This is a genomic window from Nitrincola iocasae, assembly GCF_008727795.1.
GTDB classification, from domain to species: domain Bacteria; phylum Pseudomonadota; class Gammaproteobacteria; order Pseudomonadales; family Balneatricaceae; genus Nitrincola; species Nitrincola iocasae.
In genome coordinates, this window is the sequence record NZ_CP044222.1 from 1,017,393 (window position 1) to 1,036,267 (window position 18,875).

The window sequence follows — 18,875 nt, forward strand, 5'->3', positions numbered from 1 at the left end:
TGATGAGTTTGATGTCGTGACGTGTTAAACAAAGTAATGATACCTTACGAGATATGAACTCTCAGAATGCTCCCATACATGTAGTCCCTCATTGGCTGATGCGATGCTTTGGCGCTGAATCTGTTACTTGCCATCTGGTCGGTGATGATTTGCAGGTGGTGACGAAGTGTGATGAAAAGTACCTGGTTCTTGCAGCTTCGCTGGCTAATGAAGCAAGTCTTCAGGAGGGCGTATTCTTTGCCAGGCTAGAGTTGCAAACCAATATTGGACGCAAATCGATTCCAGGTTTGCGCAAGAAAGATGCCCAGGCGCTGTTCTGGTGGATGCGTGAGCACTGGCTAAGGCAGGTGGCACCAGAGGTAGTAATAGCGGCAGATGAAATTCGCACCCTACTGACCCAAGGCTATCCCCGACAGTCTCGGTTGAAAGCGGCTAGGGCATTGGCACAGCAAGCTTTGTCGCGTTTTGTTCGAGTACCTGATCCAGAATGGTGCGCGGATGTCCAAGGTGTCCCTTTCAAATGGGTAGCTGCTGTCGCTGGGTGGCAAGATGATGACTTGGAGAAGTTACGCCAGAGCTATGTAGCTCGTCAACTGCAGCGCTACGCAGGTTACTTTGATGCAGTGGAGAGTCTGCCGCTTACTGAATGTCAGCGTCAAGCCTGTGTAGTGGATGAAGATAACAATCTGGTGCTGGCTGGGGCAGGCACGGGAAAAACGAGTGTAATGGTTGGCCGTGCCGGGTATCTGATCAAGAGTGCCCAGGCCCAGGCCAGTGAGATTTTGATGCTGGCCTTTGCCAACAAGGCTGCAGCCGAGATGCAGGAGCGCATCGACCACCGGCTGGGCAAGTGCGGAATTACCGCCAGTACGTTTCACAAACTGGGTAAAGAGATCATTGCGAACGTAGAGGGGCAGCAGCCCTCTCTGTCGCCATTGGCGGAAGATGATAAAGCCTTGGCTCTGCAGGTGAGTCAGTGGTTTGAGGAGCACCTGAAGGCGCCGGTATATCAGCAGCTGGCGATCAAATATTTTCAGCACCATCTCTACCCAGCGGTAAACCCCTTTGATTTTGAGTCGGAGGGAGAGTATTTCGACTATATTCTGGCCAATGATATTCGCACACTGAAAGGTGAAGTGGTTAAAAGCCTGGGTGAATGTCTACTGGCTAACTATCTGTTTAGGCAAGGTATTGAATACCAGTATGAGCCCGCCTATGAGCATAGGACGGCCAGCTCACTGTATCGGCAGTATCAGCCGGATTTCTACCTGCCTGAGCATGGGATCTACATTGAGTATTTCGGTATTGACCGGGAGGGTAATACCGCGCCCTATGTAGATCATGAAAAGTACCATCAGGGTATGGACTGGAAGCGCCAGCTCCACACTGAAAAAGGTACTCGTCTGATAGAGCTGTACCACTACGAATTGCAAGAAGGTGTACTGTTTGACACCCTTGATGCGCAGTTGGCTGAGTTGAATGTGGAATATCAGCCACTCCCGCCAGAAGCAGTATTGGCGACGTTGCGTGAGTTCGGCGCCATAAGTAGTTTTGCAATTCTGTTGGCGGATCTGCTAAAACGCTATCGTGCCAATTGCTACGAGCAAAAGCAGGTAGAAGCTGTTATCGCCGATGCCAAAAACCCGGAGCAGGTGGATGCGGCGTTGAATCTTCTTCGCCCCATACTGAATGACTATCAGGCTCTCCTGGATCGTGAAGGGCAGATTGACTTCGATGACATGATCGGCAAGGCCATTCAGTATGTTCGGCAGGGGCGTTTCCGCAGTCCCTGGCGCTATATCCTGGTAGATGAATTTCAGGATATATCCGAAGCCCGTGCGCGGTTAGTCCGCTACCTGCGAGATGCTGTAAAGGATTGCTCGCTGTTTTGTGTCGGAGATGACTGGCAGGCTATCTATCGTTTTACTGGCAGTGATCTGAGCTTTACAACAGCATTTCGTGAAAAATTCGGCGCCACGAAGGTAACCGCTCTTGATCTTACTTTTCGATTTAACAGTGGCATCAGTGATGTAGCAACAGGGTTTGTGTTGCAAAACCCAGTACAGATACAGAAGCAGCTCAATACCCAGGAGAAGGTGAAACACCCTACGGTATCACTTCTCCGGGCGGACAACCGGCCCCAGCAGAGCCCTGAGGAGCCAGGTCGTCTGGAAAAAGTGATATCTCGCATAGCTGACATAGCCGAGCCAGGCAGTAGTGTCTATCTACTGGGGCGTTATGGATTCAACCTTCCAGATAGGAAGGAATTACAGTGGCTCGCAGCACGCTATCCCTCAATAACGCTGGCGTGTCATACAGTTCATGCATCCAAGGGCAAAGAGGCGGACTACGTCATCGTTCTTGGCCTGGAGACTGGAAAGTTTGGTTTCCCTTCCGGGAAAACTACACATCCACTGCTTGAAGCCTTGCTCCCGCCGCTGGAAGACTACCCGCACGCCGAGGAGAGACGTCTGCTGTATGTAGCGATGACGCGGGCCAGATGTCGAGTGTACCTGATTGCTGATATGGCTGTTGCTTCGGGTTTTGTTGTGGAGCTTCTGATGGGTGATTATGAGATCGATCTGAACGAATTCTCGACCTCACTCAGCCAGCAATTGCTGAACCTTCTCAAATGCATGAAGTGCAAGACTGGAACCATGGTTCCGAGACAAGGGCCGTTCGGGCGCTTCTTTGGCTGTAATAAATTCCCGCTCTGCTCTCATAAAGAACGAGGGTGTGAGCGGTGTGAATCACAAATGCGCCGCGCTGGGCGCTTCAAGATCTGTATCAACCCCGATTGCTCAAGCTGGGTCCCCGTTTGCCCGCAGTGCGGTGCAGAAATGGTCCGGCGGAAAGGTCGATATGGTCAGTTTTGGGGGTGCAAGAACTATCGGAATGAAGGTGAGTGCTGTAAGCATACGGAAAATGAAATTATATTTGATGAAAATTTACTGATTCCGGAGAGTCCTTGAAAATGGATTTAAACCTGTGCTTTCTTGCCCCATGCTGCAGCCCATAAAAAATGGACCATGCTAATACGGAACCGGAAGCCTGCACAGGGCTGCTTTATCATTGTGCTCGGCCACCGTTGGAGGGCAGGTGGTTAAATGGGTTTGGCATTAGTCTGGGGCGGCAATCAAAAATAGACTTCTACAAAACCCATCTCATCTGTGAGACTCATCTTGGCGTTTCAGTTTGCTTTAAGTACTCGTTCTCAATCAGGGATTCTACCATTCGATTGAGAGTCATGTTTTGGTCATGTGCCATTTGATCCAGTTTTCTTTTTACGTCTTCACGAAGTACCAAGTTGCAAACCTTTTTGCCTTGACGACTATCGCGGAGCTTTTTCTGATGCCAGGCCTTGTTGAAATTGTGGCAAAAAAGCTTTTTGGAGTCTGGTTGAGTTTCCCAACAGTCGTAAACTGCGTAGATAGATAAATATTTTTCTTTGAGGTTTACCGGTGAAAATTCGGAAGTCGCAGGTGAGTTGTCATACCTTACCGGCGTATTGCGATGTGAGATATAGTCCCATGCCCAAGCGCACTGTTCAGCATCATCCTGTTTTAACCATGAGAAGGGATTGCGGGCATTATATATATACGCCCACCTTTTCTTTAACTCATCAATCAATAGTCGCTGCCATTCCATTGGTTGGCCAACGCGATCAAAGAACTTGATGATTTCTTCGAATCTTTCATTCGAACTAGCAGGTGAGCTTTTCAACTTTAGGTTTTTATAGGGCGTTGTTACGGATACTTGTTGACCTCTGAATGGTTGAGTAGTTGGGTGGTCTGGGGATGCAAAAAAATGTGATTTTGAAATGACTCCCCAAAACCAAAAGCAAGCTCGTTCATTATCCTGAAGCCAGCTGAGCTCCTTTTGTGGCAGTAAGCTTTGTCCGGCCGAGGTCAGAAGATCGTCAACTATGTGGTTTTTCTGTGCCGTATCATATTCCATATAGGCGATTATTCTGTTGATGATATTGGCACCCTCTTGGCCTATATCCACTATTGTTGTAGGGACTTCAATATTTCTTCCAGCAAGAGCTCTTAAGCAAGACTCAACCAGTCTTTTATCATCCCCGGGAATGAGTTTAACGCCTTTAAATGTGTTCATTTGTAGTTGCTACTAAGTCACTTTTAAGTAAAATAAAAGTAATTTAAGCATTATTGTGAAGTAACTTACAAGTAATTATTTTGTGGTTTTATTGTAGTAATAGTTGGCTTGATGCCTTGAATATAGGGGGTTTCAGTAGATAGTTGTAATTAATTTAACTCTAAAAACATTAAAGCCATAGAGCAATGCAAAGAAGTGGATGACAAATCAGAAGAACACACCAGGCTTCATTTAGGCCTGGTGTGTCATGCCAATGAGCAAAATAGTCAACACCACCCCCTTTCCGCAAACGACACAGTCCCCTCATGTCCAACCACTACATGATCCAGAACTCGCACTTCCACTGTATCCAACGCTTGCTTGATTCGATCCGTAATCTGTCGATCTGCCTGGCTGGGCTCAGGTTCGCCCGAAGGGTGGTTGTGAACCAGTATGACGGCTGCCGCATTCTGGGCTAAGGCTTCCTTGACCACTTCACGTGGATAAACGCTGGCGCTATTGATGGTGCCACGGAACATTTCAGAAAACTGGATAATTCGATGGCGGTTGTCCAGCATCAATATGCCAAACACCTCATGCTCATAGTCCATCAGCAGGGTTTGTAAGCACCGGTGTACCTCTCCCGGTGAGTCGATTTTCCGGCCACGTGCTAATCGCCGTTTCGCCAGTAGTTTTGCCAAACGCATCAGTTCAGTGTCAGTTACGGGCTCGGTGACGACATAAGTGCCGGGTAATTCACCGGCACGTAAATTAGTAATATTCATTATTGGTTGACTCCATGATTACAGAATGTGGGTATGCTTTGAGCCTGGTCGTGATCAGGCAGCGATGGACCCGGATTTGAGTGCGGCAAAGTGTTCCGTTAATTGCCAGAGTGCGCGGTTTAAACGCACATCTTCGGTCACTGAGTGGATGGCACGAGTGCGGGTATGGCGACCGGTTGCAGAGCGACCGGCTAAGCCGCCTTTCATCAGGTTTTCCTGGGTGCGGTTAAATACTCGCCAGAGGTTGCTATCACGGTCTTCAGGTCGGCGAGCTTGTAGAATGGCTTCCGGTGTCACCGGGCTGAGTTCTTTCCAGTCTTCCCCGTAGCGCAGGGTTAGAGCTGATTGTGCGTATAGCTGTGATTCGTCTTCGGTCAAGCGCATTGCTTGAAACCGCTCAACGCTTTCAGTGATAGACGGGGCTTCATCAATCAAAGCCAAAGAGCCCTCCAGTATCTGATCAACGACTTTATTGCCATGACGAACACGGATGCCACCCATGGTGCCAACGGGCGTGACCATGCCATTGCTGCAGATCAGCCTGAATAGTCCTAAGTCCAATTGGTAGGCAGCGGTGCGATTGTGGCTATTGGTTAATACCAACTCAGCTACGCTATCACCGACCTGGATCTGTCTGGCTGGGTCTTGACGGAATCGCACCATATGGCGGGTGGTATTGCGCTGCTGTGGATCTCTGACACGGGTTTGCTGCGCACGCACTGGAAACCAGCCTTCATCCTGCAAGGCTTCCACTACGGCAATAGTGGGTACGAAGCCATAACGTTCAGATACGGCTTGATCAGGGGCAGTGGCAAAAATTACTGGCGCTAGGGTGTTAAGCTGTTCTGTTGATAAGGTATGCATGGTCTCTCTCCTGGGTATAAAAAGGGCATAAAAAAGCCCCTGTGGAATGCATCCATCAGGGGCGTTAGTTTCAGTTTGCTGTTTGATTGGTCAGTGTGTGGAAACGGGTTAGGTTTGCGCTGTGCTGACCCGGTTAGATTTGTCCGTAAGTTTTTGTGTTAGCGTGTGGGAGGGGTTGCTGCGTTTATGCCGAACCCCTGATACCTGAGTGGTTGCGGGTGCTGTATTTTGGTCCGGGTAGAACTCTTCGACAATGGCGGCGGCATCCTCTTCCTGCTCTTCAAAATCCCCATTGGCAAATCCCTGTTGAGCGGCTGCATCTAAGGCTGTCTGATCAAAACCAGCCGCCTGCCGGTCCTGAGCCATTTGCTGTGCACCCGCCAGTGTGGCTTCCAGATCCAGTTCTTCACGCAGGGTGATGTCGACATAGTAAATGGGGGTGCCATGGCTTTGCCGAGTTGATTTACCGCGCAAGCGTAACTCCAGCGGCAGACACGCCAATTGATTATTGGAGATGGCTTTAAAGTAGGCTAACCGTGCGGCGAGGGTGCGAATGGAATTAAACCCCGTGGTCCTGAAGATGAAGGTTCCGAGCGGATCATCCGAGCCGATCAATACATTCAAGCGAGCATAGGGTTTACAGTGACCACCCTGAGCCAGTTCACAGACATCAGGGCCAGGGCAGGGGAGCGTTTGCATCTCACCTTTAAGACGGCGACGGCATTGAACGCCATCCCCAACACAGAGAGGCCGAGCCGTATTGCGATCAAACAGCGCATATTCAGCCCGAAGGTTCAGATCGGGGTCATTGAACAAAAACCTGATGGGAATACGCCGGAGTTTGCCCTGTTGATTATCACGCAGCTGTTCATCCAGGGGATGCGGTAACCAGCCATCGCGGGTTTGAATCTGTGAGGTGAGGGTAAACTGATCATCCTTTTTCGGTAAGCGTTTGCCGTCTTTTTCGATTACTTTCCCTATAGTGATACGACCGAGAATGGGCGGTGTAATAGCTAGGCCTTTCAGCATGGTGAGCCTCCATGAAATCCAGAGAGTGGGTATTAAAAACGGACCCTCGCCGAGGATCCGTGGTATGAGGTGCTAGGTGTAATCTGAGCAGATCAGCGGCTATGCACCACAAACCGCCGACTACCGGGCTTTAGGGTTTGGTAGGTCTTTACCAGATCAGGCTGCTCTTGCTTCAGTCGAGCCAGATCCACTCCCTGACTATCCACAGAGCGTTTCCAGGTAATGCGGCCTGTCGCAAAAGCCGCTTCACTGAATTCGCCCATGGCTTGTTGCAGTGTATGTTTTAGTTGAGCCTCGGCGGTATTAGCCTTGGCCAGCTCAGAACGTACTGACTGTAACTGAGTAAAAAGCGCTGAGTACTCCTGATGGTCTGTCAGGTCCAACACCTCGCGATTGTCATGAGGGTAGAGCGCTCGTAAAGCGCGATCTGCTGAATCGCTGGCATCGGCAGGTGGCGCAGTGTCATCGGTCACGTATTGCCAGAAATCTTGCTCCAATGAAATAAGCCGCTCAATTAACGCCTCATCTCGCTCAATCCTGAAAATGCGTAACTCCTGACCACCGACTAGCACAGCGACATCGGCTGCCTGTTGGCCAGTGACTGCCAGCTGGTGCATGATTTGAAGCTGCACGTATTCCGGCACGCCATCACGCCAAAGCTTAGCGCCATTAATCCCGGCTGTTTTACACTCTAGGATCTGTACGTCATCTGAGCCGATCACCTCTCGATCTAGATTAGCCAGCATCCAGGGGTAGTCCGAGTGCTGCAGCACAGCATTAACCCGGCGGACACGATGAGCCGTTCGCTGGGCATATTGTTCTGCCACGATGGGCTCCAGTAGCGTGCCCCAGAAGATTGGGCTATCAGCCTGATCAATAGTTGCATCCGTATCGCCAGAGCCTGACTTCAGGCGTCCGGTTTTTTCCATCCAGAGTTCAAGCTGTGATTTATACGGATTGAGCCCAACTGCCGCCGCGGCATCTGAGGCACCGATACCCGTTTGACGCACAGCCAGCCAAGTAGATCGATCCATGCTACGTGTATTAACTAACCGGTGAGCACGTGCATGGCGACGGTGTGCCGGAGAAGGGGTTTTGCTAATAATGGCAGGAACGGCGTTTGCGTTAGCCTCTAGGCTGTTGTGATGTGACATAAAACCTCCAGTACCCTGCAGACGGCATAAAGCCCAGCCAATGCCGGGCTGTAATCGAAAGAGGGCGATGATTATGAAAATAGGATGTTCTGGGAAAGAATGAGCTTTCTAGAGTGGTTCTGGTACTACTCGACGCGGAAGGTGGTGCCGCAATCGGCACAGGCAGCATTATCGAGCACACGCTGATCCAGCGTATCTCCAATTTTGGATCCGGCGACACTCCCAGCGACGCAGCCAATCAGTCCACCAATAATAGCGCCTGATAAACTGCCCAGTGCAATTCCCACCGGTCCACCGACAAAGCCTACCGCTGCACCAGCTTTGGCCCCTGTTGTTGCGCCAGCAACACCACTGGCTGTTCCAGCCACTCCACCGGCAGTGGCTGCCACCTTGCGCGCCACATGGCGTGACATAATGTGCGTTGACCCGCATGACGGACATTGAATAGACATAGAGACCTCCGAGATTGTTAACACATACACGAGCTATGGCTCGTAAGGACAGCAAGTGCCGTACTCAAAAAGGTGATATAGATCTGAAATTTTTTTAAATCAGATCTCAGGGCGTCTCAAGTAATTTCTTATCGGGTTGCGCCATTGCATGAGTTAATCTGCGATGGAGAAAAAATCATGAAACTCTTAAGACTACCCGATGTTCTCAATGCCACTGGCCTTTCACGTTCAAGCTTGTACCGTAAGCTTGATGATGGCTCTTTTCCAACATCCATACGTATTAGTCAGCGCTCAGTAGCCTGGTGCGAAGAAGAGGTGCAGCGCTGGATCGAAGAGCGAATTAACGAGCGGGAGGTCAAGCCAACTGCGTAATCATTCCGTCTATCTGCTGAGGTGAGTCAGCAGCTTTTCTTTTTATCAATCTTGTTTTTCTAGATTACCCGACCTGTGATGCAGTCGGAAATGCCGTGAAGTAACGGTGATAAAGGGCGAAATGCAGGCAGTCGATACCCCATCGTGCCTGTATAGGAATATAAAAGCCTCCCCCCTCTCTAGGCATTAACACTGCCAAGTTATTCATACTATATGCAAAACTCAGGATCATTTTGATCCTGAGAGTAGCTGCCATGTATCACCGTTGAGGGTAATCACTTTATTGGATTGCACCCATGCACCTGAAATATATCCCTGAAAATCACAATCTCAACTACTGGCTACTGCCGCAATACAAAGACCTGAAGGTTCAGAGCCAAATAGATCAGCCCTTAGTGAAGCAGTATCTGGATAAGCTCTGGAATGTCATTAATCACTACACTCAGCATACGCCAAGAGTGATGGCCGTTCGTGTTGATCTGCATTGCCCTTTTGATTCACAAGAAATCGCTTGCAGCAACCGTATGATGCAGGACTTTAAGGATGCCTTGGATGCACGTATTGCTGCATACCTGGCTCGGCGGAAAGCACAAGGCAAGCGTACCTATCCCTGCAAAGTGATGTGGCTCTGGGCACGCGAACAAAAGACCTCGGATGTGCCGCATTTCCATCTACTGCTGCTATTCAACCAGGATGTTTTTCACAGCCTGGGTGAGTACCACACACAGACGGGTAGCCTGATGATGATCATAAAGAATGCTTGGAATTCGGCGTTGCAGATACCCGCTGACGTGAACATGGGCTTAGTACATATCCCTGAAAATGCGGTCTATTGGCTGAAGCGTAATGATGGCTTTGCGGCCCTACCAGATCTGTTTTATCGGTGCAGTTATTTATGCAAAGTACATACGAAGTGCTTTGGTAAAGGCATTCAGAGTTTCGGCGGATCCCACGTCCCTCACGCGTGACCCTTACCCAGTTTCCTGCACATGCTATGGCAATCGCCAAAAAACAAACCTGTGTAGGAGTCGTCACTATGCCACAAGAATATCGATCATTTACAGAATATTGGGTGCGTAAATTTGAAGAGGAGAATCCTGAAAAGGCGATGGAGATTAAAAATCAAGTTCAACGCCAAGCCTTACCAGCGATAGTAAATAATCCGTCAGAGCCGACGAAAACGCAGGGTTATGCGCGTCTTTGGACCGACTCGCTACGGCAATGCGAGGAGCAGGCTGATATAGATCCAGTCGTTGCTGCTGCTATTGAAACGCGTAAATCCTTAAAGCTCACGCAGACACGCTTTGCCAGGTGTTTAGACATCAGTCCACGCACACTGGCAGAGTGGGAGCAGGGTAAGCGTAAACCCAGTGGTGCAGCACGTACTTTACTGGTCTGGGTGGTTGCTAACCCAGAGCACTTAAAGATAGCCAGTCGCTCATTGCGCAGGTAGTAAAGCAGGGGGGGAAGTCTGTTGAGTGCCTCTATACGTTTCCCATGAGGTAGCCGTCAATGCCGTAATTTTTTACATGCCGGACGCATGATACGGACAGGGAGGTTCGCATCATTACACGGAAGCTATCTAACCTCATTGGGGATACATCATGACAGATGAAGATGTTAACAACGAACAGCCAACTAAGCCGAAAGCCAAAAAAATAGCCCGCCACTTTAATCGTGATAACGCCCGTCATCTGCTGGAGCGTCATGGCATCGCCTACTGGACACAGAACGATGGCATTCACCTGATTGTGGCAGGCAACTACCAACTCATAGACTTCTGGCCCGGAACGGGACGCTGGAGAAGCCGAGACAAAGCCATCACCGGCTTTGGCATTCAGGGCTTACTGGAAATGATCAACACCGGTCAGGTTTAAGCACCCAGCTGGCGTATACCCACTCCATCATCACGACAGCATCAGTATTGGATCTGAGTTATCCAAGGCTGATGCTCGTCTAAAGGAAATAGAACAGATGAATCATGACATCCAGTTAAACCCGGATCAACTTGCTGCAATTGAAGCGATTAAAGAATTTATGCTGGACCCAGAGCAGCAGGCCTTTATTTTGTGTGGCAGTGCCGGTACTGGCAAAACCACCCTGGTGGCAAAGATTATTGAGCTTTTACATGGAATGAAATTAGGCTGCATGATGGTTGCACCGACGGGCAGGGCGGCCAGAATTTTACAGAACAAACTGAATAAAATGCTGCCGGTAAATATGGGGCCTTTACCGGTTAGTACCCTGCATGGTGCGATTTACTACCTGGCAGAGATGTCTCTGGATGAGGCACGCACTGAATATGGGCAAAGTGCGTTACAAATGAAATTCCCAATAAAGCAGCAGGGGGAATCCTTCGACTTGGTCATAGTGGATGAGGCCTCAATGGTGGGCGATATGAGAATGCCCCAAAATACCATGCGCTTTGGATCCGGCAAGTTGCTGCGTGACTTGGTCAATTTCCTTAACCGCGTTCAAGAAAATAACCCAGGGCAGCGACCAATCAAGCTGATGTTTGTAGGTGATCTCGCGCAGTTATCACCGGTGGGTTCAGAGGAATCACCGGCACTCTCGCCTGAGTATCTGCAGGAACGGTTCGATATGAAGGTACAGCGTTACGAGCTGACCACGGTCATGCGGCAGGCTGAAAAGAGCGGTATCCTGGATCTTGCGAACAGAATACGCAAAGAAATTTTTGAGCCATCCGGTACAGTTGTAAAAATTGAACACAATGGCGATGACATACTGGTAGGGGACCGGATCGATGCTGTGAATATGATCGTCAGCAATATTAACATGATGCGTTCCTCGGCCGCCGTTGTGTACAGTAACGAAAAAGCGCTGCAATACAACCTGGCTGTTCGCCACTCGCTCTGGGGTAATGGCTGTCGTGCAGTAAGATCTGGTGATCAGCTGCTGGTAACACGAAACTCGACCAAACTCGGTGTCAGCAATGGTGACATCATCAAGCTGAAGTCTGCAGCTTTGAAGCAGATAAGAGAAATAGTGACCCTGTCTGACGGTAGGGAGATATCACTCAAATTCAGGCTGGTTGTGTTTCAGAAGGACATGACTCCGGGGGAAGACATTGAATGCCTGATGCTGGAGAACCAGCTTTTTTCAAAAGAGCGTGATTTGAGCGATGATGAACAGACGGCTTTAGTTAGGCATTTTCACCAACGGCACCCATACGAAGATCCTGATAGCGATGAGTACCACCAACTGATGAGAGAAGACCCTTTTTACAACGCACTCCAGGTCAAGTTCGGTTATGCATTAACCTGCCATAAAGCTCAAGGCGGTGAGTGGGATCAGGTTATCATTGATATCAGTGGTGCCAGGATTTACGAGGAGAGGGGGTTGCGTTGGCTGTACACTGCCGTGACCCGAGCGGCAAAATCACTCTGTGTGGTTGAGGGGGCTGTGCCTGAGTGAGTTAGTTGGCAAATAACAGCAAAAACATGCTTAAAAATAATCCGTTGATAATAAGTATCGTCAGTTAGGCATGCAGCCAAGACGTTTTGAGCCAGTGACAGGATATGAGCGACTAGGACCCCTAAAATATCCCAGCTGGCAACTGATCTTGAACACTCTCTTTCTTTGAGCCTATTCAAGAAATTTAATAATTTCATCTATGGTTACAGCGAAATTCAACCCGCTGGCTCCTTCCAGAGAAAATGTAGGGATGCCAATTAAATTACCCTGGCTATCAAATAAACCACCCCCAGAAGGGTCTGGTGAAATATTGGCATTCGTTTGGATGTATTTGACTGCTCGGATTAAATGTACACCAATATCTTCCGAGTCACACTGCTAGTGGTCGGGGTACCCCGATACAGGAAGAACTGAAGCATTGCCTTCTCATGAGGCTGATTCTGGGCATGAGGGTATTATTTTCTCCACTTGACTGGACTGGGCGGATAGAAGAAGGGTTATACCTATGAGGACAGCGGCCAATGGGTAATAGCTACTCCAGCAGGAAAAATTATTGTCCGTTTTCCCAGCAAGCTTGATGCCCAACATTGGTCGGATAAATCCGCAGAACATCGTAAGCTTGTTCTCTCCTTTAAGAAATCAACGCCCCAAGACAAAGGAAAATAAAGCTAAGAGGCGTCATAACGTCCTCACTTTGACAAGGTATCCGCCGGTAAGCGAGAAAGGCACATACCTAGATTTCTTGGTAGCGGAGGTTGCAGGAAGTGTGATGGCACTGGTTGGTTAGGCTAAGTAGATTGCAAGCCGAGGATGTATTGTTTCGAAGTCAGAAGTAATAGTTGACGCCGCCCTTCAATAGCTGAAACCTTCCCGAAGCCTAGAGGGGTATTGGAAGCTACCTTGATGAATTACTACAATCGGCAACGGCTTCACGTATTCAATGATGGCATTTAGTACGTTGATGCTGAGGAATACCTGATAATACTGCTGGGATTAGTTAATGATTACTAAACCGTCAGTCGAGTAAGACAGGAGGCTTAATCGCTGGCTCCATAGATAAAAAGTGTGTTGCATTTTGATATACAAGGTACTTTCTAGATTTCGTCGCGCCTTTATATGTTGTAGGATGCTGTTACTAAAAATGTAATTATGACGGCAAAATTACCCACTTGGAAATGCATTATGAATAAGGATGTGATCAAGCAAATCGCTGACCTGCGAATCCTGGTTGGTTTCTTGGGTGAAAAGAACCAGCAGAACTGGTGGTCCAGCAGTTTTCTCACGCCATCGGCTAAAACCTACTTGAATCCCATTTTTCCTCGTACCCTGCTGCAGGCGCAGCACCGTGGCATCACAGCAGCAGCGACGTTGGTGCATGATGAAGTGATCGGTGTCGGTGCTACTTATCATCTGTTCCGTATGCCAGAGTCTATCGAACTGGAGTTAGATCGCCTGTTCCAGGCTACTCCAGCAGATCATTACCTGGCTGTTATCAAGGATACGCAAACTGCACGGGAGCAGTTGCAAGCATTGGCCGGTAATTCGCAAGACGTTAAGGAAGGGCCCATATTGGTGGGGGACTATCGTCCTGATGATCTGGTCAACCTAATACAACAGGTCTCTGCAGGTTACCTCGCAGCCTTCCAGAATGATGTTCGTTGTTACCCGTTTATGAGAGAAGCTGCGTGAGCGCTACCCCGTTTTACACCACCCAGCTGCAGGCCGGGTTGGGTTTGATTGAAGAAACCAAGCTGCTGCTGTCGCTTTATGAGCCTGGGCAAAGTGGTGCCGCTCTGTATGACAAAGCCCTTGAGTCCGGTATGTTTCCCACTGTCTCAGCCCGCCGCTTGCGCAACATCGTGGTGGAGTGCTTTACCCCTCGTTATATCAAGACCGGGGCGGCTGAACATCTACAGGCACTGCAGGGCAGGGCAGGCTCATCGGTGATGAATCAGTTGTTTCTTTATTATACCGCCAGTGCAAACCTAATCCTGGCGGACTTTATCCGTGAAGTGTACTGGGCACGCTATGCTGGTGGCGGCAATCAGGTATCGCTGGAAGATTCCCGCCACTTTGTTGAGCAAGCCGTACGCGATGGCAAGACGCAAAAGCCTTGGTCAGAGACTACCGTCAAACGCATTTCGTCTTACCTGGTAGGTTGCTGTGCTGACTATGGCCTTTTGTCTTCTCGCAGAACTGCCGAGCGCAGTATTCAACCCCTGCGGATTGAACAGGCCACGGTACTCTACCTGGCCTATAAACAGCACTTTGACGGTAATGGCGACAATGCCGTTATCGCTCACTCGGCTTGGGCTCTGTTTGGACTGGAGTCTGCCGATGTCAGGAATGAATTCAAACGCATGTCGCTCAACAACTGGTTGATCGTACAGGCGGCTGGCGATGTTACACGCATCAGTTGGCCATTCAAATCAATGGAGGATGTCGTCAATGTCATCGCTGAGTGCTGACTTCAACGAATTGATGGAACGGATGAAGCGTGGCCGCGAATTTGGCCATGCTAGCTATGAACCCATCTACTACCTGGTGTTTTCCCCGCGTTCCATCCTGGATGTGAAGCGGCAGATGAAAGCCTGGGAAGCCCGCCTGTCGAATGATGGTTGGGATGTACACACTTTTTCGATCACCACCACCATTCAAGAGATATTTGACTCTGTACCGAACATGGTGAAAACCATCTGGCAGAAGCAGGATGCCGCCGCACCGCTGAATTGGGACAAAACCAATACATCACTGGCCAACCGGTTGGAGCAGGGTGCCCTGACGGCAAAGTTGGCTGAAAAGCTGGCATCTCTTGACGGTAATGCGAACTCCATCCTGCTGGTCACCGACTTGGAGGCCCTTCACCCCTATACACGCATAGGTGTTATTGAAGGTGAGCTACAAGGCAAGTTTTGCGTGCCAACGGTTTTCTTTTATCCGGGCATTCGTACAGGTAAAACACGACTTAAATTTTTAAGCTTCTACCCAGAAGATGGCAACTACCGCTCGGATCACGTAGGCGGCTAAAGGATAAATCACAGGACATGGCAGTGGAAATTAAATCTCTATTTGATAGCAACAAAAACATCTACCGCACCATCGAAAAGGTGATCACTTACGGCGCGTCACAAGAAGAGCGCCTTAAGGCGGAGATCTCTGAATATGTTGTTACCGACAGTATTGAAGAGCAGTTGGAAAGCCTACTGCAGAAGATGGATGCCGCCATGGAGGCGGGTGGCCAGAACGAAGTGGGTGTCTGGGTATCAGGCTTCTACGGTTCCGGTAAAAGCTCCCTCACCAAATACTTGGGCCTGGCGTTTGATGATCGCGTACAGATCGACGGTGTGCCGTTTATCCAACACCTCAAGGATCGGTTGAAAAAGAACACCACTAAAGCCCTGTTGACTAAAGTGGCCAGCCGTTTCCCTGCGGCGGTGCTGATGCTCGACCTTGCCAGTGAGCAGGTTGCAGGTGCTACCATGGAAGAGGTATCTACCGTCCTATATTACAAGGTGCTGCAGTGGGCGGGATACTCCCGCAACCTCAAAGTGGCTGCCTTTGAACGTCGCTTGAAGCTTGACGGTCGCCATGAAGAGTTTCTGCAGCTGTTCCGCGATCTCACCGAAGGCGAAGAGTGGGAAAGCTATCGTAATGACGAACTGGTGGTGGACAGCGTGATCCCGGAAATGGCACACCAGCTCTACCCACAGCTGTTCAAAACGCCCACCTCTTTCACCACTGAAAGCAGCGAAGTCATACGCTTTGAGAACGACCGCGTAACCGAGATGCTCGATATCGCCCGTGAAGCGACTGGCAAAGAGTACATCATCTTCATCATCGATGAGGTCGGTCAGTATGTAGGCTCACGTCAGAATTTAATTCTCAACTTGGATGGCCTGGCCAAGAACCTGAAAAACATCGGAGATGGAAAAGTCTGGATCATCGGTACTGCTCAGCAGACGCTGACCGAAGATGATAGCAAAGCCGCGCTCAACTCCGCTGAGCTCTTCAAACTGAAAGACCGCTTTCCGATTCAGATCGATCTTGAAGCCAACGATATCAAAGAGATCTGCTACACCCGTCTGTTGGGTAAGTCTGCAACTGGTGAATCTGAGCTGGGTCAGCTGTTCGATTTGCATGGCCAGGCACTGCGCCACAACACCAAGCTGGTAGATGCCCGTGCCTACGGTGCCGACTTTAAACGCCAAACCTTTATCGACTTATACCCCTTTCTACCTGCCCATTTTGATATTCTGTTACACCTGCTGGGTGCGCTAGCTAAGTCCACCGGTGGCTATGGCCTGCGTTCGGCTATCAAAGTGGTGCAGGATATTCTGGTGGATGAGTCGGATAACCGCACCCCGATTGCCAAGCAGCCGATGGGCTGGCTAGTAAATACCGTCACCCTGTTTGATGCCCTGGAAAAAGATATCCGTCGGGCCTTCGCTTCCCTGTACGCATCGGTGGATAAGGTGAAGCTGCGCTTCCCGGATTCGGCGCTGCACCAGGATATTGCCAAAACTGTGTGTATCCTTCAGGTACTCAACAACCTGCCGGTGTCCCGTCAGAACGTCACCAGCTTGCTGCACTCAGGCATTGCACAGGCATCAGCGGCTGATAGTATCGCCAACGCCATCGAAGAGCTGATCTCTGATCCCATCGTGCCCTTTGGTGAACAGGACAGTAATCTTTGCTTCTTCAGTGAAAAGCTCAATGAGATCGAACAGGAGCGCGCCAGCATCGCCACCCGTTCAGTTGAGCTGCGTCGCATCATCAGTGATGCCCTGAAAGAAGTGTATTCGCCACTGCCAGCAACCCAGCTGAACGGCACCCTTTCGGTACAAACCGGCCTTAAGGTGCTCACCACGGCTGGCGCAGTCCCCACTGCCTTGGCTGGCGACCGCAACCCGGTGCAGACCATTATCGAGCTGGTTGACCCGGTGGAGTACGACAACGCCAAAACCAGGCTGACCAACGATAGCCGCCAAAAGGGTGAGCTGCAGAACATTTACCTGCTGGGGCGGACTACCCCAGAGATGGATGAACTGACCACCGAGATCTTCCGCTGCCGCGAAGTGGCCACCCGTTACCGCAACGAACCCGACCAGGAAGTGAAAGACTACTGTGCCGGTCAGCTCGACCGTGCCAGCCGCTTGCTGAGCGATTTGGAACGCCATATCCGCCGTAGCCTACTGCAAGGCTCCTTCCTGTTCCGTGGTACGTTGACCGCAGTGGATAGCCAGAGCCAAGACCTGATCGAAGCAGCACGAAAGCACCTGGCCGATGTGGCTGAACAGGTGTTTGATCGTTATGCCGAGGTGCCGGTAAGGGCTGGTACGGATCTGGCCGAAAAGTTCCTGCGCCTGGGTAACCTGTCCGCTGTCACCCACCAGGTTGACCCCCTGAACCTGGTACAAACCAGTGGCGGCATCCCCAGTATTAACACTCAGCATAAAGCAATCATCAGCATCCGCGATATGATCGACCGTCAAGGCACCATTGAAGGCAAGCGCCTGACCGATCTGTTTACCAGCCCACCCTTTGGTTGGTCGCCAGATACTCTGCGCTATCTGATTGCCGCCATGTTAATTGCCAGCGAGATCAAACTTAAAACCGGTGGTCGTGAAGTTACTGTCAACGGCCAGCAAGCGATCGATGCCCTCAAAACCAACAATACCTTCAAGTCAGTGGGCATCTCCCTGCGGGAAGAGCGCCCCTCCATTGAAGTACAAGCTCGGGCAGCTGAACGCCTGACCGAGCTCACCGGTGATATCGTCATCCCGCTGGAAGACGAGATCAGCAAAGCCACCGTCAAGCTGCTGCCACGGCTGCAGCATGAATATGGCCCCCTGGCTGAAAAGCTCAGGGCTATGGGTCTGCCGGGCAGAGATTGTCTGGAGGCGCTGTCTCAAGATATGCGTGACATCCTATTCACCGATGCCTCGGACGCCCCCCAGCGCCTGGGTGGTGAAGAGTCGGATCTGTTTAATAGCCTGAAATGGGCCTCAGACCTGAAGACAAAACTGGGACAGGGGCTGGAAGAAACTCTGAGCGGCCTGCAAACGCACATCAAAGGCATCAACGCACTCCCCGCGAGTGGTACGCCGGGACTATTGAAAGCGGAGCTGGCAGAAGCAATTCAAGACACAGAAGCACGGTTACAGCAGCCGGATTTCTTCAAATTCAGCACTGACTTTGCCTCTACCCTGACCGCACTTAAATCCCGTATGCGCGATACCGTCATCGCCATGCAGGCAGAGCAAGCTCAGCGCATCAAAGCGGCTGAACCGGATCTGCGCCGCTTGTCGGAGTGGACCGAACTGACCCAGCAGGAACAGAACCGCCTGTTGGCGGATTTGGAGCAGCTAGGGGTTGAAGCCAGTGAAGACCTGAGTGGCCTGCAAACCCTGGTCAACCAGGACTACAGCATCAACAACACCATCCAAGATCTCAAACAGCGCATTCAGCGCATCGGCCGCGAGCGCCTGCAGGAAAAGGTTAAGCAAGAGCAGGACAAAGCGGTGCAAGAGGGTAAGCCCAAGCGTATGCAACGTAAGCTTTCCTCGAAGCCTCGTATCACCAGCATCAACGAGCTGGACACCTTGATCAGCGAACTCAACCGTCTGCGTGGTGAATTGAGCTATGCCCACGAGTTTGAGCTGACCCTGAACCTACAGGACGAGGACTAA

Annotated in this window: 16 protein-coding genes; 10 read left to right on the forward strand and 6 right to left on the reverse strand. The window is 50.4% G+C overall.

Annotation, left to right across the window (positions count from 1 at the left end; translation table 11 throughout):
• Window positions 1–53 precede the first annotated feature (53 nt).
• Entirely contained in the window at window positions 54–2,972 is a 2,919-nt protein-coding gene (locus F5I99_RS04810; RefSeq protein ID WP_151053900.1) for a UvrD-helicase domain-containing protein, read from the forward strand.
• 205 nt (window positions 2,973–3,177) lie between these two features.
• Here F5I99_RS04810 and F5I99_RS04815 read toward each other — a convergent pair whose 3' ends face one another.
• From F5I99_RS04815 to F5I99_RS04840, 6 genes are all read right to left on the reverse strand, one after another.
• On the reverse strand, window positions 3,178–4,116 hold the full coding sequence (locus tag F5I99_RS04815) for a hypothetical protein (protein WP_151053901.1): 939 nt from the start codon (window positions 4,114–4,116) through the stop codon (window positions 3,178–3,180).
• 266 nt (window positions 4,117–4,382) lie between these two features.
• Entirely contained in the window at window positions 4,383–4,880 is a 498-nt protein-coding gene (gene radC / locus F5I99_RS04820) for a RadC family protein (RefSeq protein WP_151053902.1), read from the reverse strand.
• 54 nt (window positions 4,881–4,934) lie between these two features.
• Window positions 4,935–5,744 (reverse strand): DUF932 domain-containing protein, encoded by an 810-nt coding sequence (locus tag F5I99_RS04825; protein ID WP_151053903.1) that lies wholly within the window; start codon window positions 5,742–5,744, stop codon window positions 4,935–4,937.
• A gap of 108 nt (window positions 5,745–5,852) precedes the next feature.
• The gene (locus F5I99_RS04830) at window positions 5,853–6,773 is read right to left on the reverse strand and encodes a recombination directionality factor (protein ID WP_151053904.1); all 921 of its coding nucleotides are present in this window, start codon (window positions 6,771–6,773) and stop codon (window positions 5,853–5,855) included.
• Between the two features lie 92 nt (window positions 6,774–6,865).
• Entirely contained in the window at window positions 6,866–7,927 is a 1,062-nt protein-coding gene (locus tag F5I99_RS04835) for a YqaJ viral recombinase family nuclease (RefSeq protein WP_151053905.1), read from the reverse strand.
• A gap of 125 nt (window positions 7,928–8,052) precedes the next feature.
• On the reverse strand, window positions 8,053–8,379 hold the full coding sequence (locus F5I99_RS04840; RefSeq protein WP_151053906.1) for a hypothetical protein: 327 nt from the start codon (window positions 8,377–8,379) through the stop codon (window positions 8,053–8,055).
• A gap of 177 nt (window positions 8,380–8,556) precedes the next feature.
• On the opposite strand from F5I99_RS04840, the gene F5I99_RS04845 reads away from it, so the two are divergent.
• The 9 genes from F5I99_RS04845 (at window position 8,557) to brxC (ending at window position 18,875) form a co-directional block, all read left to right on the forward strand.
• Entirely contained in the window at window positions 8,557–8,751 is a 195-nt protein-coding gene (locus F5I99_RS04845) for a helix-turn-helix transcriptional regulator (protein ID WP_151053907.1), read from the forward strand.
• Window positions 8,752–9,047: 296 nt separating this feature from the next.
• Complete coding sequence (locus F5I99_RS04850) at window positions 9,048–9,719, forward strand: inovirus Gp2 family protein (RefSeq protein WP_151053908.1); 672 nt, start codon at window positions 9,048–9,050, stop codon at window positions 9,717–9,719.
• Window positions 9,720–9,787: 68 nt separating this feature from the next.
• Complete coding sequence (locus tag F5I99_RS04855; RefSeq protein ID WP_225307558.1) at window positions 9,788–10,204, forward strand: helix-turn-helix domain-containing protein; 417 nt, start codon at window positions 9,788–9,790, stop codon at window positions 10,202–10,204.
• A 151-nt stretch (window positions 10,205–10,355) separates the two neighbouring features.
• On the forward strand, window positions 10,356–10,628 hold the full coding sequence (locus tag F5I99_RS04860; protein WP_151053909.1) for a hypothetical protein: 273 nt from the start codon (window positions 10,356–10,358) through the stop codon (window positions 10,626–10,628).
• 97 nt (window positions 10,629–10,725) lie between these two features.
• The gene (locus F5I99_RS04865; RefSeq protein WP_151053910.1) at window positions 10,726–12,186 is read left to right on the forward strand and encodes an ATP-dependent DNA helicase; all 1,461 of its coding nucleotides are present in this window, start codon (window positions 10,726–10,728) and stop codon (window positions 12,184–12,186) included.
• Between the two features lie 1,182 nt (window positions 12,187–13,368).
• Window positions 13,369–13,875, forward strand: a complete 507-nt coding sequence (locus F5I99_RS04870; protein ID WP_191905951.1) for a BrxE family protein — start codon at window positions 13,369–13,371, stop codon at window positions 13,873–13,875.
• Complete coding sequence (locus tag F5I99_RS04875; protein ID WP_151053912.1) at window positions 13,872–14,654, forward strand: BrxA family protein; 783 nt, start codon at window positions 13,872–13,874, stop codon at window positions 14,652–14,654. Before F5I99_RS04870 ends, F5I99_RS04875 begins: the two co-directional genes overlap by 4 nt.
• A complete protein-coding gene (locus F5I99_RS04880) occupies window positions 14,635–15,213 on the forward strand; it encodes a BREX protein BrxB domain-containing protein (RefSeq protein ID WP_151053913.1) in 579 nt (192 codons plus the stop codon). Before F5I99_RS04875 ends, F5I99_RS04880 begins: the two co-directional genes overlap by 20 nt.
• A 17-nt stretch (window positions 15,214–15,230) precedes the next feature.
• Complete coding sequence (brxC, locus tag F5I99_RS04885) at window positions 15,231–18,875, forward strand: BREX system P-loop protein BrxC (RefSeq protein ID WP_225307559.1); 3,645 nt, start codon at window positions 15,231–15,233, stop codon at window positions 18,873–18,875.

Coding starts and splice junctions, on each gene's coding strand:
- radC (WP_151053902.1), bottom strand. CDS start 4,880: ATGAATATTACTAATTTACGTGCCGGTGAATTACCCGGCACTTATGTC.
- F5I99_RS04815 (WP_151053901.1), bottom strand. CDS start 4,116: ATGAACACATTTAAAGGCGTTAAACTCATTCCCGGGGATGATAAAAGA.
- F5I99_RS04855 (WP_225307558.1), top strand. CDS start 9,788: ATGCCACAAGAATATCGATCATTTACAGAATATTGGGTGCGTAAATTT.
- F5I99_RS04810 (WP_151053900.1), top strand. CDS start 54: ATGAACTCTCAGAATGCTCCCATACATGTAGTCCCTCATTGGCTGATG.
- F5I99_RS04845 (WP_151053907.1), top strand. CDS start 8,557: ATGAAACTCTTAAGACTACCCGATGTTCTCAATGCCACTGGCCTTTCA.
- F5I99_RS04865 (WP_151053910.1), top strand. CDS start 10,726: ATGAATCATGACATCCAGTTAAACCCGGATCAACTTGCTGCAATTGAA.
- F5I99_RS04870 (WP_191905951.1), top strand. CDS start 13,369: ATGAATAAGGATGTGATCAAGCAAATCGCTGACCTGCGAATCCTGGTT.
- F5I99_RS04840 (WP_151053906.1), bottom strand. CDS start 8,379: ATGTCTATTCAATGTCCGTCATGCGGGTCAACGCACATTATGTCACGC.
- F5I99_RS04860 (WP_151053909.1), top strand. CDS start 10,356: ATGACAGATGAAGATGTTAACAACGAACAGCCAACTAAGCCGAAAGCC.
- F5I99_RS04825 (WP_151053903.1), bottom strand. CDS start 5,744: ATGCATACCTTATCAACAGAACAGCTTAACACCCTAGCGCCAGTAATT.
- F5I99_RS04850 (WP_151053908.1), top strand. CDS start 9,048: ATGCACCTGAAATATATCCCTGAAAATCACAATCTCAACTACTGGCTA.
- F5I99_RS04830 (WP_151053904.1), bottom strand. CDS start 6,773: ATGCTGAAAGGCCTAGCTATTACACCGCCCATTCTCGGTCGTATCACT.
- F5I99_RS04880 (WP_151053913.1), top strand. CDS start 14,635: ATGTCATCGCTGAGTGCTGACTTCAACGAATTGATGGAACGGATGAAG.
- brxC (WP_225307559.1), top strand. CDS start 15,231: ATGGCAGTGGAAATTAAATCTCTATTTGATAGCAACAAAAACATCTAC.
- F5I99_RS04835 (WP_151053905.1), bottom strand. CDS start 7,927: ATGTCACATCACAACAGCCTAGAGGCTAACGCAAACGCCGTTCCTGCC.